Annotated in this window: 10 protein-coding genes; 6 read left to right on the top strand and 4 right to left on the bottom strand. The window is 70.0% G+C overall.

Annotation, left to right across the window (positions count from 1 at the left end):
* The first annotated feature begins 70 nt into the window (after window positions 1-70).
* Window positions 71-757, top strand: a complete 687-nt coding sequence (locus HPY32_RS38180) for an HAD family hydrolase (protein ID WP_067588249.1) — start codon at window positions 71-73, stop codon at window positions 755-757.
* A gap of 1 nt (window position 758) precedes the next feature.
* On the opposite strand, the gene HPY32_RS38175 is transcribed toward HPY32_RS38180, so the two are convergent.
* Window positions 759-1,466 carry a haloacid dehalogenase type II gene (locus HPY32_RS38175; RefSeq protein ID WP_067588251.1) on the bottom strand — a complete coding sequence of 236 codons (708 nt, stop codon included), beginning with the start codon at window positions 1,464-1,466 and terminating at the stop codon, window positions 759-761.
* Between the two features lie 14 nt (window positions 1,467-1,480).
* Window positions 1,481-3,151 carry an FAD-binding dehydrogenase gene (locus tag HPY32_RS38170; protein WP_067588252.1) on the bottom strand — a complete coding sequence of 557 codons (1,671 nt, stop codon included), beginning with the start codon at window positions 3,149-3,151 and terminating at the stop codon, window positions 1,481-1,483.
* Between the two features lie 378 nt (window positions 3,152-3,529).
* On the opposite strand from HPY32_RS38170, the gene HPY32_RS38165 reads away from it, so the two are divergent.
* Genes HPY32_RS38165 through HPY32_RS38155 form a run of 3 tightly spaced genes read left to right on the top strand, consistent with a single transcriptional unit; the run spans window position 3,530 to window position 8,273 of the window.
* Window positions 3,530-4,747, top strand: coding sequence for a winged helix-turn-helix domain-containing protein (locus HPY32_RS38165; protein WP_067588254.1), 1,218 nt, complete (start codon window positions 3,530-3,532; stop codon window positions 4,745-4,747).
* Between the two features lie 56 nt (window positions 4,748-4,803).
* Entirely contained in the window at window positions 4,804-6,297 is a 1,494-nt protein-coding gene (locus HPY32_RS38160) for an FAD-dependent monooxygenase (RefSeq protein WP_067588256.1), read from the top strand.
* Window positions 6,298-6,332: 35 nt separating this feature from the next.
* Window positions 6,333-8,273: a CocE/NonD family hydrolase gene (locus tag HPY32_RS38155; protein WP_156674457.1), complete on the top strand. Its 1,941-nt coding sequence runs from the start codon at window positions 6,333-6,335 to the stop codon at window positions 8,271-8,273.
* Between the two features lie 6 nt (window positions 8,274-8,279).
* On the opposite strand, the gene HPY32_RS38150 is transcribed toward HPY32_RS38155, so the two are convergent.
* Together HPY32_RS38150 and HPY32_RS38145 are read right to left on the bottom strand one after the other, a co-directional pair.
* Complete coding sequence (locus HPY32_RS38150; RefSeq protein WP_231951641.1) at window positions 8,280-9,830, bottom strand: APC family permease; 1,551 nt, start codon at window positions 9,828-9,830, stop codon at window positions 8,280-8,282.
* An 88-nt stretch (window positions 9,831-9,918) separates the two neighbouring features.
* Window positions 9,919-10,941: a bile acid:sodium symporter family protein gene (locus tag HPY32_RS38145; RefSeq protein WP_067588259.1), complete on the bottom strand. Its 1,023-nt coding sequence runs from the start codon at window positions 10,939-10,941 to the stop codon at window positions 9,919-9,921.
* Between the two features lie 77 nt (window positions 10,942-11,018).
* Here HPY32_RS38145 and HPY32_RS38140 point away from each other — a divergent pair, with 77 nt between their 5' ends.
* Both HPY32_RS38140 and uvrC read left to right on the top strand, forming a co-directional pair.
* Window positions 11,019-11,891 (top strand): LysR substrate-binding domain-containing protein, encoded by an 873-nt coding sequence (locus tag HPY32_RS38140; protein ID WP_156674459.1) that lies wholly within the window; start codon window positions 11,019-11,021, stop codon window positions 11,889-11,891.
* Between the two features lie 10 nt (window positions 11,892-11,901).
* Window positions 11,902-13,911 carry an excinuclease ABC subunit UvrC gene (gene uvrC, locus HPY32_RS38135; protein ID WP_067588261.1) on the top strand — a complete coding sequence of 670 codons (2,010 nt, stop codon included), beginning with the start codon at window positions 11,902-11,904 and terminating at the stop codon, window positions 13,909-13,911.
* Window positions 13,912-13,935 lie beyond the last annotated feature (24 nt).

Genomic DNA, 13,935 nt, shown 5'->3' with positions numbered 1-13,935 from the left:
ACGGTAGCAACTCCTCAGACAAGCTGATGTGTGAGCATTCTCATCCGGAACCGTTCGGTACGCTGGCGCCGTGACGATCGAGGCTGCGCTGTTCGACTATTCCGGCACCCTGTTCCGGCTCGAGGCCGACGAGACCTGGGCGGAGGATCTGGTCGCCGCGGACGGGCGCCCGTTCGACGCCGCCGAATCCGCCGAGATCCTGCACCGGATGACGGTGCCCTCGGGAGAGGTGGTGCGGTTCGACGAGCGCGGCCGATACGCCTGGGAGCGCAGGGATTTGGATCCGCTGCTGCACCGGGAGGCGTATCTGCAGGTGCTGGGGCGCTCCGGTGTCGGCCCGGAGCAGGCGGCGCGGCTGTATGGGCGGATGGTGGATCCGACCTCGTGGACGCCGTACCCGGATACCGGCCTGGTGTTGAAATCGCTGCACGCCCAGGGCATTCCGGTGGCGGTGGTCAGCAATATCCCGTTCGATGTGCGCCCGGCCTTCGCCGCGCACGGCTGGGACCGCTACGTCGCGGTGTACGCGCTGTCGTTCGAGGTCGGTGCGGTGAAACCGGATCCGCGGCTGTTCGAGTGGACGGTGGAGCGGCTCGGCGTGGCGGCGTCGGCGGCGCTCATGGTCGGCGACAGCGTCGAGAACGACGGTGCGGCAACGCGAGTGGGCTGCCGCTTCGCCTGGGTCGACCCGCTGCCGACCGACCGGCGGCCGGTCGGGTTGGTGTCGGCGCTGCGGGAGCATGGGCTGACGGTGTGAGTCAGCAGTCGAGTTGTTCGGCCAGATCCAGGAAATCGGTGGCGTTGATGTCGAATTCGTCGGAGAACTCGATGTCGGCGAGGCTGGGGTCGCCGAATTCGCGGGGGCGGGCGACGAATGCGGTGCGGAAGCCGAGGGCGGCCGCGGCCCGGATGTCGTACTTGTGGCTCGCCACCATCATGATCTCGGCCGGGGCGAGCCCGAGGTAGCCCGCCGCCAGGTGGTAGGTGCGCGGGTCGGGTTTGAACGCCCCGGCCATCTCCGCGGCGAAGACCGCGTGCCAGGGAAAGTCGCAGTGCCGGGAGATGCTGACCACCGCGTTCACATCGGCATTGGACAGCGTGGCGAGGGTGTACGCGCCGCGCAGCCGGGTGAGCCCGGCGACCGCATCGGGCCACGGGTCCAGGCGTTTCCACGCGCCGGTGAGCTCGTGCCGCTCGGACTCGGACAGGTCCATCCCGTGCCGGTCGAGCAGGTCGTCGAGCGCGGTGCGGTAGACCGATTCGACGCTGGTCCATTTTTCCGCCGAGGTGCCGATCGACCGCAGCCCGCTGGAATACGCGGCGCGCCAGTCGTTCACGAATGCCGCCCAGTCCCGGTCCGGATAGCGGCTACCGGCGATGCGGTGCGCCTCGCGGGTGATGGTGGAATGGAAATCCGTTGCGGTGCCCTGCACGTCGAACAACAGCGCTTGCGGTCCGTGACTCATGATCACGATCGTAGTCAGCGCAGCGCGCGCACCAGGGCACGGCCGGCGGCCCGGCCGGAGAAGATGCATCCGCCGAGGAAGGTGCCCTCCAGCGCGTTGTAGCCGTGCACGCCGCCGCCGCCGAACCCGGCCACCTCACCGGCCGCGTACAGGCCCGGGAACGGGTCGCCGTCGGCCCGCAGCACCCGCGAATCCAGGTCGGTCTGCAAGCCGCCCAGCGTTTTTCGGGTGAGGATGTTGAGGCGGACCGCGATGAGCGGGCCGTGCGCGGGGTCCAGGATGCGGTGCGGTGCGGCGACCCGGCCGAGCTTGTCGCCGAGCGAATGGCGTGCGTTCGACACCGCCATGAGTTGTGCGTCCTTGCCGTATTTGTTGGCCAGTTCCCGGTCCCGCGCGACGATCTGGCGCTCCAGGTCGGCGAGGTCCAGCCGCGGTCCCCGAGTGATCTTGTTCATACCGGCCACCAGTTCGCCCAGCGTGTCGGCGACCACGAAGTCGACGCCGTGCCGCTTGAACGCCTCCACCGGACCCGGCGCGCCCTTGGCCACTCGGCTGCGCAGCGTCAGTGCCAGATCCTTGCCGGTGATGTCCGGGTTCTGCTCGGAGCCCGACAGCGCGAACTCCTTCTCGATGATGGACTGGGTGAGCACGAACCAGGAGTAGTCGTACCCGGTGGACAGGATCGCCTTCATGGTGGCGTTGGTATCGAAACCCGGGAAACACGGTGCGGGCAAACGCTTTCCGGTGGCGTCGAACCACAGCGACGAGGGCCCGGGGATGATGCGGATGGCGTGGTCGGGCCAGATCGGGTCCCAGTTGTTGATGCCTTCGGTGTAGTGCCACATGCGATCCCGGTTCACGATGCGGCCACCCGCCGCCTCGGTGATGCCGAGCATGCGGCCGTCCACGTGCGCGGGCACACCGCTGATCATCGTTCGCGGGCAGGGGCCCAGGCGCTCGGTGGGCCAGTTCGCGCGGATCAGCTCGTGATTGTGGCCGATGCCGCCCGAGGACACGATGACCGCGCGGGCGCGGAACTCGAACTCGCCCACCGCGGTTCGCGACGAGGTCACCCCGCGATCGAGATCGGTGGGCTCGAGCACGCTGCCGCGCACCCCGACCACCGCGCCGTCCTCGACGATCAGTTCGTTGACGCGGTGGCGGAAGGCGAACTCGACCAGGCCGTGCCGTTCGGCGGCCAGCACCGGCTCCCGGAACACCCGCACGACCTCCGGCCCGGTGCCCCAGGTCAGATGGAACCGGGGCACCGAATTGCCGTGGCCGTCGGCCAGCGCGCCGCCGCGCTCGGCCCACCCGACCACCGGCGTCACCCGCAGGCCGAGGTCGCGCAGGTACTGCCGTTTCTCGGTGGTGGCGAACTCGACATAGGCCCGGGCCCAGCGGCGCGCCCACAGATCCTCGTCGTCGCGATCGAATCCCGCCGACCCCTGCCAGTCCTGCCAGGCCAACTCGAAGGAGTCCTTCACCCCCATCCGCCGCTGCTCCGGACTGTCCACGAAGAACAGCCCGCCCAGCGACCAGTACGCCTGCCCGCCAAGATTATTGCGGTTCTCCTGATCCACGATCAGCACCCGCCGCCCGGCCCGCGTCAGCTCGTACGCGGCCACGAGCCCGGCCAGCCCGCCCCCCACCACGACAACATCCGGTTGCACTGACGGAGCCACGGAATCCTCCTCGCTCGACGCATCGGATACACGAATGTATCGTTTGACCAAACGTAGCAGATCCGAGCCGGGCGGGGGAGGAATCAATCCCGGGCGGCGGTTATGGAGTCGTGATCGCCGTCTCGCCGATCCGCTTGCCGATGGTTCTCAGCAGCTGTGCCGACAGGGTCGGTGGCGGTGTCGCGGTTCGTGTGGTCGGTCAGGGCGTGGATGGTGTGGAAGCCTGCTGTCTTCCATAGGGATCGGGGCGCTGCGGCTCGCGCCCAATCGCCGGATCGTCTGTGCCGCACCGCAAGACCTGGCGCGGGAGCTGCCGGGCAGGATCGAGCGTGCCCGGTGTTGATCGAAGGTGTCGGTGGGGCGTGGCATGGTGCAGGGGTGCGTACCATGACCGCCGCCGCGGCCCGCCGGACCGCGCTCGCCGCCCAGGGCTTCGCCGCGCCGCGGCCCACCGCCACGCCCGACCGCCGCGCCATCGGCCGGGTGCTGGAGAAAACGCAGCTGCTGCAGCTGGATTCGGTGTCGGCGGTGGTGCGCGCCCACTATGCCCCGGTGTTCAGCCGGATCGGCGGCTACGACCGCGACCTGCTCGACGAGGCGGCCTGGAGCCACAGCGCCCGGCGGCCGCGGCGGCTGGTCGAATACTGGGCGCACGAGGCGGCGCTGCTGCCGGTCGAGGACTGGCCGCTCATGCGCTGGCGGATGACCCGGTACCGGGACGGCCGCTGGGGCGGGGCGCGCTCGGTGCTGGAACGCAATCCGACCCTGCCCAAGGATGTGCTCGACGTGATCGGCGAGTTCGGGGCGTGCACGGCGGGCGAGGTGGAGAAGCATCTGGAGCTGGATCGGCCGCGCAGCAAGGATCACTGGGGCTGGAACTACAGCGACACCAAGGTGGTGTGCGAGGTGCTGTTCGCCACCGGCGAGCTCTCGGTCGCCCAGCGGGTCGGCTTCCAGCGCCACTACGACCTCGCCGAACGGGTGCTGCCGCCGGAGGTGCTCGCCCGCGAGGTCGAGGAGGCCGACGCCGTGCGCGAACTCGTGCGCCGCGCCGCCGACGCGCTGGGCATCGCCACCGAACCCGACCTGCGCGACTACTACCGGCTGCACCGCCGCCAGACCGAACCGGCCATCGCCGACCTGGTCGACGCGGGGGAGCTGGAACCGGTGCTGGTCGACGGCTGGGACCGCCCCGCCTATCTGCGCGCGGGCGCACGCATCCCGCGCCGCGTGCAGGGGGCGGCGCTGCTGTGCCCGTTCGATCCGCTGATCTTCTTCCGCCCGCGCACCGAGCGCCTCTTCGACTTCCACTACCGCATCGAGATCTACACGCCCGAACCCAAGCGCGTGCACGGCTACTACGTGTTCCCGTTCCTGCTCGACGGCGAGCTGGTCGCGCGGGTCGATCTGCGCGCCGAGCGCGGCTCCGGCCGCCTGCTCGTTCCGGGCGCCTTCGCCGAAACCGGCAGGGACGGTGGATATATCGCGGCCGAGCTGGCCCGCTCGCTGCGGGAGATGGCGGACTGGCTGGGGCTCGACACCGTCGAGGTGGGCGACCGCGGCGACCTCGCGGGTGCGTTGCGGCGCGCGGTCTGACCAACCGGCCGGACAAATTGGTGGTTCACCGGTCGCGCGGCGGGCATGGTGGAGGGATGGCTGAATACGATGCCGAGGTCGTCGTGGTCGGGGGCGGCCCGACGGGACTGTTCCTCGCCTGTGAACTGGGCCTGGCCGGGGTGGACACCGTCGTTCTGGAGCGCGACCTCGATCGCGGCAGGCAGACCAAAGCGCTGAATCTGCAACCGCGTTCGGCCGAGGTGCTGCAGTGGCGCGGACTGCTCGATGCCATGGGCGAGTCGATGTACCCGCCGCTGCCGGGCGGCCACTACGCCGGACTGCTGCTGGACTATTCGGTGCTCGACACCCGCTTCCCGTATCAGATCGGCATCGTGCAGGCCGACGTGGAGCGCGCGCTCGAGGCCGCCCTCGCCCGGCACGGCGTCGAGGTGCGCCGCGGTCACACCCTGGTCGGCCTGGAATCCGGGCTCGACGCCGCCGACGATCGGGTCACGGCGGTCGTCGCCGCCGAGGGCGGTGAATACCGGTGCACCGCACGGTATCTGGTGGGCTCCGACGGCGGGCGCAGCACCGTGCGGCGGGCCACCGGCGTCGACTTCCCGGGGACCGAGGGCCGGATGCCCGCCGTGGTCTGCGATATCACCCTCGCCCGCAAGCCGGACGGGGTCGCCGAGGAGTGGGCGCTGCCGGTGTTCGACCCGACCCGGCCCGACTTCACCTTCCTGCTGCCGCTGCGAAACGGCGTGTACCGCTTGGTCTTCGGCGGCGAATATCTGCGCGATGTCGACCGGGACACGCCGGTTACCGCCGCGGATGTGCAGAAGGCGCTGATCGATGCCTTCGGGCCGGAGATCGAGGTCGGCGAGGTGCGGTCCGGGTCGCGGTTCATCGATGCCGCCCGGCAGGTGAGCGCCTACCGGACCGGCCGCGTCTTCCTCGCGGGCGATGCCGCGCACATTCACGCCCCACTCGGCGGGCAGGGCATGAACCTCGGCCTGCAGGACGCCTTCAATCTCGGCTGGAAGCTGGCCGCCGCCGTTCAGGGCTGGGCCGCGCCGGACCTGCTCGACAGCTATCACCGCGAACGACACCCGGTCGCGGCCGCGGTGCTGGAGAACACCCGCGCCCAGGGCGTGCTGACCTGGAAGGACCCGGACGTGCTCGCGCTGCGGGGCGCGGTGGGCGAGATGCTGGCGATCCCGGAGACCAATCGGATGCTCTCGGAGAAGATCTCGGGCCTGGCGGTGCGCTACGACCTCGGGCCGGGGGCCGGGCACCGCATGCCCGATCTGGATCTCGGCGACGGCACCCGGGTGGCCGACCTGGCCCGCGACGGCCGCGGCCTGCTGCTGGACGCCACGCCCGGGCATCGTTTCGCCTCGATCGCCGCGGACTGGGGGCGGCGGGTGCGCTACCACGCCACCGACACCGCCCACCTGTCCGCCGCCGCGATACTGGTGCGCCCGGACGGATACGTGTGCGCGACCGGCGACGACGCGGAACGGATGACGGCGGCGCTGACGGCCTGGTTCGGTCCGCGCGCGGCGGCGAGTGTGCCGGAAAACTAGATCACGAACGACATGATCGGTGCTACCGTCGGATGATGTCGTCGAACCGTAAGCGGCGCAATCGAATTGTCCGCGCGGGCGCGATCGCGGCCGCCGTGGCGCTGATCGCGGGCGGCTGCGGCGGTTCGAGCACCTCCTCCGGCGGTGGCGGACAGCCCGTCGCCGAGAAGTGGCCGCCCGCCACCGGCCGCGGACCGTGCGCGGTCACCAAGCAGGAGAACGTGCCCGCGACCATGCGCGACGGCGTGGTGCTGCAGGCCGACGTGTACCGGCCGCAGACCTCGGATCCGGTGCCGGTCATCCTCATGCGCACCCAGTACGGCAAGTCCGAGGCGCAGGTCGAGCCTTATCGCTATCAGTCGCCGGACTGGTTCGCCTCGCACTGCTACCTCGTCGTCGTCCAGGACATCCGGGGGCAGGGCAAATCCGGTGGCACGTTCACCGAATTCGCCGACGACCGCAACGACGGCTACGACTCGGTGGAGTGGGCCGCGGCGCTGCCCGGATCCGACGGCAAGGTCGGCATGTACGGCTCGTCCTACGTCGGGGCCACCCAGTGGCTGGCCGCCACCGCCGCACCGCCGCACCTGACCACGATCGTCCCGGCCAACACCGCCTCCGACTACTACGACGGCTGGACCTACGACGGCGGCGAATTCCGGCTGGCCTTCATCGAGCCGTGGGCCATGGGAACCATCGGCGCAACGGCCGCGCAGAATCGCGGCGACACCGCCACCGCCAAACAGCTGCGGGCCGACAGCGCCGACTACACGAAATGGCTGGCATACCGGCCGTATCAGCAGTTCCCGCCCATGCATCCGGGCGATCCGGCGGTCGCGCCGTGGTTCTTCGACTGGATGCGGCACTCCTCCCGCGACGACTACTGGAAGCAGTGGAGCATCCGCGACCGGTACGCGAGCGTGAAGGTGCCGGTGCTGGACTTCGAGGGCTGGTACGACGCGTTCCTCGCGGGCGGGGTGGAGAACTTCGCGGGCATGGTGAAAGACGGCGGCAGCGACGACGCGCGCCGCAATCAGCGCCTGGTCATCGGCCCGTGGGATCACGTGGGGTGGGGGCGGCCGGGCAGCCATGTGTCCGCGCCGATGCTCGCCGCCGCGGGCGCGCCCGGCGACAGCCCGATCAACGACCTCATGCTGTCCTGGTACGACCACTTCCTGAAGGGCAAGGACACCAAGGTCGCCGGGAAGCCCACGGTCGACTATTTCCTCATGGGCGCCAACCGCTGGAAGACCGCCACCGCCTGGCCGCTGCCGAACACCCGGTGGACCACGTACTACCTGTCCGGCAACGGCGGCGGCGGAGTCGCCGGGCGCGCAGGCAAACTCGTCACCGGCGAGCCGAAAGATCCGCAGCAGCCCGACCATTACTACTACGACCCGTTGAATCCGGTGCCCAGTGCTGGCGGCCACTCCTGCTGCGGCGCCTCCACCGGACCGCAGGGGCCCTACGACCAGTACACCGTGGAACAGCGCTCCGACGTGCTGACCTACACCACCGACCCGCTGCCGTCCGACACCGAGATCACCGGCCCGATCCAGCTGAAGCTGTGGGCCGCCTCCAGCGCGACCGATACCGACTTCACCGCGAAACTGGTGGCGGTCGCGCCCGACGGATCCTCGGTCAACCTCAACAACGGCATCCTGCGGACCGCGTTCCGGGACTCGCTCGACCATCCGACGCCGATGGTGCCGGGGCAGCCGTACCCGCTCACCATCAAGATCTGGCCCACCAGCTACCTGGTGAAGGCCGGATACCGGATCCGCGTGGAGGTCTCCAGCAGCGACTACCCACAGTACGCGCCCAACCCGAACACCGGAGAACCGTTCGGGCAGAGCGCGAATGCCCAGGGCGCGAACCAGACGATCTTCCACGACGCCGACCACCCGTCGGCGGTGGTGCTGCCGATCATCCCGTCCGGTGACGCCGGGAGCGCCACCTTCCCGATGACGAACTGAGCGAATTCAGCGGCGCGACAACGCATCCTCGGACACGACCGCCTCGGTCGGCGATGGCAGCCGGCGGGCCAGCACCTGCCCGCGGAAGAACCGCGGCATCACCCGCGCCAGCACCAGGTACAGCGGGACGCCGATCAGCAGCGTGCCCACGCCGAGCAGGAAGGTGCCGCCGATGCGCCAGTGCGGCGGAATTGGCAGCTGCCAGGCCGGATCGCCGGGCTTGGGCGTCCACGAGGTGACCGCCGTCCACCCGGCCGCGAACAGCAGCGCCAGCCCGCCCAGCGCGGGCAGCACCCCCTTGATCACGAAAGCCCGTGCGTCGGAAGCGAATTCGTGACGGTAGAGCCACGCGCAGCTGAGCCCGGTGAGGCCGTAGTACAGGCCGATGGAGATGCCGATGGCCGTCACCGCCTCCGCGATCAACCGGCCGCCGGAGACGAAGTTCAGCGCCACGTACAGCGCGATCGACAGCCCGCCGAACACCATCGTCGAGAACGACGGGGTCAGCCAGCGCGGATCGATCCGGCCGAACGACTTCGGCAGCGCGTGGTGCAGCGCCATCGAATAGGTGGTGCGGGCCGTGGGCAGGATCGTGGTCTGGGTCGAGGCCGCCGCCGAGGTGAGCACCATCAGAAACAGCAGATGCACCAGCACGGTGCCGACCGGACCCGACCCGAACACCGCGCCGCCCAGCGCGCCCAGCACGTCGTCGACATGCTCCGGATTCGCCAGCCCCAGCCCCTCGGTGCCCGCCCCCGCGAACGCCTGGCCCGCCACGGTGACCAGCAGATACAGCGCGACCAACGTGATCGTCGACAGCACCGCCGACCGGCCCGGCGTATGCCGCGGATCGACCGTCTCCTGATTCACCGAGACCGCCGAATCCCAGCCCCAGTAGATGAACACCATCAGCAGCACCGCGGTGACGAAATCGGAGAACGAGCCGATCGCGAACGGATCGAACCACGACAGGTGCGGCAGGCTCGACCCCGGCGGCCCGTGCCCGGTCAGCACCCGGCCCAGCGCGATCAGCGAGAACACCGTCAGCATCCCGAATTCCACCGCCAGCAGCGCCGACTGCAGCCGCGCCGACACATCGATGCCGCACACCGCGACCAGCGTCATGACCACCAGATACGCGGTGCCCAGCAGCAGCACCCAGCCGCTGGTCGGATTCGAGCCGATGCCGTGCGCGCCGAGCAGCAGGAAGGTGTACTGCGCGCTGATCTGCGCCAGGCTGGCCATCACCAGCAGATCCGAGACCACGATCGCCCAGCCCGACATCCAGCCGGTGAACGGGCCGAACGCCCGGGTGGCCCAGACGAAGGTGGTGCCCGGGTCCGGCTCCACCCGGTTCAGTTCGCGATAGCCGAGCGCCACCAGCAGCATCGGCACGAACGCCACCAGCACGATGACCGGCGCATGCAATCCGACGGCGGCGGCGACCAGGCCGAGGGTGGCGGTGATGCTGTACGCCGGACCGGCCGACGCCACCCCGATCACCACGCTGGATGCCAGGGAGAGCGCACCGGACCGCAGGGTGCTGGGGGAACTCACCGGGTAAGAGTACGGGCTATCTGCGGGCAACAAAGAATCGTCGTCGCCCGGCCCGGCGCGACCCGCCGGACCGGACGACGGGTACCGGTCAGGCCCCGGCGACGGGGGCCGGTTCGCCCGCCGAAACCTCCTGTGCCGCTTCGGCTGCCGCGGCTTGGCGACCCCAGCGACCGGCCAGGGCCGCGCAGGTGAACAGCTGAATCTGATGGAACAGCATGAGCGGCAGCACGATCAGGCCCACCTCATGCCCGGCGAACAGGACGGTCGCCATGGGCAGGCCGCTGGCGAGGCTCTTCTTCGACCCGCAGAAGATCATCACGATGCGGTCGCCGCGGTCGAAGCCGAACAGCTTGCTCATCAGCGTGGTGAACCCCAGCACCACCGCCAGCAGCCCAATGCACACCCCGACCAGCGCGATCAGCGACAGCGGCCGGATCCCGCTCCAGATGTGTTCGACCATGCCCGCGCTGAACGCCGCGTACACCACCAGATACACCGAGCCGCGATCGACCACGCGAGTCACCGTGGCGTGCTTCATCAGCCACTGCATCCGGGTGCGCAACAACTGCCCGGCCAGGAACGGCAGCAGCAACTGCACCACGATGGCCAGCACCGAGCCGGTGGAGACGGTCGCGCCGCCCGCGGTGTTCAGCATCAGCATGACCAGCAGCGGGGTGACGAACACGCCGATCAGATTGGACAGCGAGGCGCTGACCACCGCACCGGCCACGTTGCCGCGCGCGATCGAGGTGAACGCGATCGAGGACTGCACCGTCGAGGGCAGCAGGCACAGATACAGCAGACCGGTGTAGAGCTCCTGGCTCAGCACCGAGGGCACCAGCACCCGCAGCGCGAGCCCGAGCACCGGGAACACCACGAAGGTGACGGCCAGCACGCTGGTGTGCAACCGCCAGTGCTTGAGACCCGCCAGCGCCTCCCGCGGATGCAGGCGGGCGCCGTACAGCAGGAACAGCACACCGATGGCGACCTTGGTGGCCCAGTCGAGTACCTCGGCGGCCTCGCCGCGAGCGGGCAGCAGGGCAGCCACCGCCACGCTGGCCAGGATGCCGAGCATGAACGCGTCGATACGGAGCTTCGCCAGTAGCTTCACCCTCCGTACGGTACGTCCGGCCAACTAATCGTGAAAGTTGGTAGTACCGATATCTCTGATCACGTACCGTGATCAATATGTTCGATCCGGAGCTGCTTCGCACCTTTCTCGCCGTGGAACGGGCCGGTGGCTTCACCGCCGCGGGCCGCATCCTGGGGCTGCGCCAATCCACCGTCAGCGGGCACATCGCGCGGCTGGAGCAGGCGGCCGGGCGGGAGCTGTTCCGTCGCGACACCCGCAATCTCGCGCTCACCGCCGACGGGGCCGCCATGGTCGGCTTCGCCCGCGCCATCCTCGACGCGCAGGGCCAGGCCGAGCGCTACTTCTCCGACTCCCGGCTGACCGGGCTGATCCGGCTCGGCGCCTCCGACGACGTCATGGCCCAGGAACTGCCCGACGTGCTGCTGGAATTCCAGCGCACCCACCCGGGTGTGGATCTGGAGCTGACCGTCGGGCTCAGCGAGACGCTCAAGACCCGGATGGCGGCGGGGGAGTTGGACCTCATGGTCGGCAAGCGGCTGCCCGGCGAACGACACGGCGAACTGCTGTGGCGCGACCGGCTGGTGTGGGCGGGGCGTTCCGGCGCAACGGGTTTCGACGATCCCATCCCGCTGGTCACCTATCCGCCGCCGAGCATCACCCGGCACATCGCGCTGCAGGCGCTCGAGCGCGAGGGCCGGACCTGGCGGGTGGCCTGCGTCAGCGACAGCCAACTCGGCCTGCGGGCGGCGGTGCTGGCCGGGCTCGGGGTCGTCGTGCACGCCGAAAGTCTGCTGCCCGCCGGGCTTTTCACCGTCGAGGACGCCCACCTGCCGGACCTGGGCGAGCTGGAATTCGTGCTGCTGCGCCGCCGCAGCCGCCTGTCGGAACCGGAGCGGGCCTTGTGCGAGGCGATCACCACTGGGGCGCGGCGGCTGCGCACCGTCACACCTGTCGGTGCAGGTCGTTAACCTGGTTGCCGTGGCAGATCCCGCGACCTACCGACCCGCACCGGGCACCATCCCCGTCGAACCCGGCGTCTACAAATTCCGGGACGCGCACGGGCGGGTCATCTACGTCGGCAAGGCCAAGAGCCTGCGCAGCCGGTTGAACTCCTACTTCGCCGACATCGCGTCGCTGCATCCGCGCACCCGCCAGATGGTCACCTCCGCCGCCTCCGTCGAGTGGACCGTGGTCTCCACCGAGGTGGAAGCCCTTCAGCTGGAATACAACTGGATCAAGGAATTCGATCCGCGATTCAACGTCCGCTACCGCGACGACAAGACCTACCCCATGCTCGCGGTCAGCATGAACGAGGAGTACCCGCGGGTATTCGTCTACCGCGGCGCGCGCAAGAAGGGGGTCCGATACTTCGGCCCCTACGCGCACGCGTGGGCCATCCGCGAGACGGTCGATCTGCTGCTGCGGGTGTTCCCGGTGCGCACCTGCTCGGCCGGAGTCTTCAAGCGGCACAGCCAGATCGGCCGCCCCTGCCTGCTCGGCTACATCGACAAGTGCTCGGCGCCGTGCATCGGGCGGGTCGACGCCGAGGAACACCGCCGCATCGCCGAGGACTTCTGCGACTTCCTGTCCGGCCGCACCGACCGCATGGTGCGCGAGCTGGAGCGCCGCATGCACGCCGCCGCCGAGGACCTGGACTTCGAGGCCGCCGCCCGGTTGCGCGACGACGTCTCGGCGCTGCGCCGCGCCCTGGAGAAGCAGGCGGTGGTGCTGGGCACCGGCACCGACGCCGACGTGATCGCCTTCGCCACCGACGAATTGGAGGCGGCGGTGCAGATCTTCCACGTCCGCGACGGCCGGGTGCGCGGCCAGCGCGGCTGGGTGGTCGACAAGTCCGGCGACGCGGTCGACGATATCGAGGCCGGTGGCGAACTGCCCGCGCTCGTCGAGCAGTTCCTCATGCAGTTCTACGGCGAGCAGGCCGCCTTCGCCGAGCACACCGACGCCGAGGCCCCGGCCGCGGTGGTCCCGCGCGAGGTGCTGGTGCCCGCCCTGCCCGACGACCACGAGCAGGTGCAGCGCTGGCTGTCGGAGCTGCGCGGCGCGGCGGTGCAGCTGCGGGTGCCGCAGCGCGGCGACAAGAAGGCGCTGATGGAGACCGTGCAGCGCAACGCGCAGGAGTCCTTCGCCCAGCACAAGCTCAAGCGCGCCGGCGACCTGACCGCGAGATCGGCCGCGCTGCAAGGCATTCAGGACGCCCTCGACCTGGACAGCGCCCCGCTGCGCATCGAATGCGTCGACATCAGCCACGTGCAGGGCACCGACGTCGTCGCCTCGCTGGTGGTGTTCGAGGACGGCCTCGCCCGCAAGTCCGAGTACCGGCACTACACCATCAAGGAGGCCGCGGGCGAGGGCCGCTCCGACGACGTGGGCAGCATCGCCGAGGTCACCCGGCGGCGGTTCCAGCGGCTGCGCCGCGAGCGCGACACGCCCGCCGAACCCGACACCACCACCGAGGCCGCCGAGACCGAGGACATGGCGGGCGATCTGCCCCCCGGCATCGACCCGCGCACCGGCAAGCCGCGCAAGTTCGCCTATCCGCCCAACCTCTACGTCGTCGACGGCGGCGCCCCGCAGGTGAACGCGGCCGCCGAGGTCCTCGACGAGCTCGGCATCACCGATGTGGCCGTCATCGGCCTGGCCAAGCGGCTGGAAGAGGTGTGGGTGCCGGGCGAGCCGGATCCGGTGATCATGCCGCGCAACAGCGAATCGCTGTATCTGCTGCAGCGGGTGCGCGACGAGGCGCACCGGTTCGCCATCACCTTCCACCGCAGCAAGCGCTCCCGGCGCATGACCGCCTCGGCGCTGGACTCGGTCCGCGGGCTCGGCGACTCGCGGCGCGCCGCGCTGGTCACGCACTTCGGTTCGGTCGCGCGGCTCAAGGACGCTACGGTGGAGGAGATCATCGAGGTGCCGGGAATCGGGGTGGCGACCGCGAAAGCGGTGCTCGCGGCCCTCAACGGTGAATAGGCCGGTCCGCGCGCGACATTCGTC

It is taken from the genome of Nocardia terpenica (genome assembly GCF_013186535.1).
GTDB lineage: Bacteria > Actinomycetota > Actinomycetes > Mycobacteriales > Mycobacteriaceae > Nocardia > Nocardia terpenica.
Note: the sequence above shows the minus strand (reverse complement) of the source record. Positions and strands in the feature narration are given on the sequence as shown.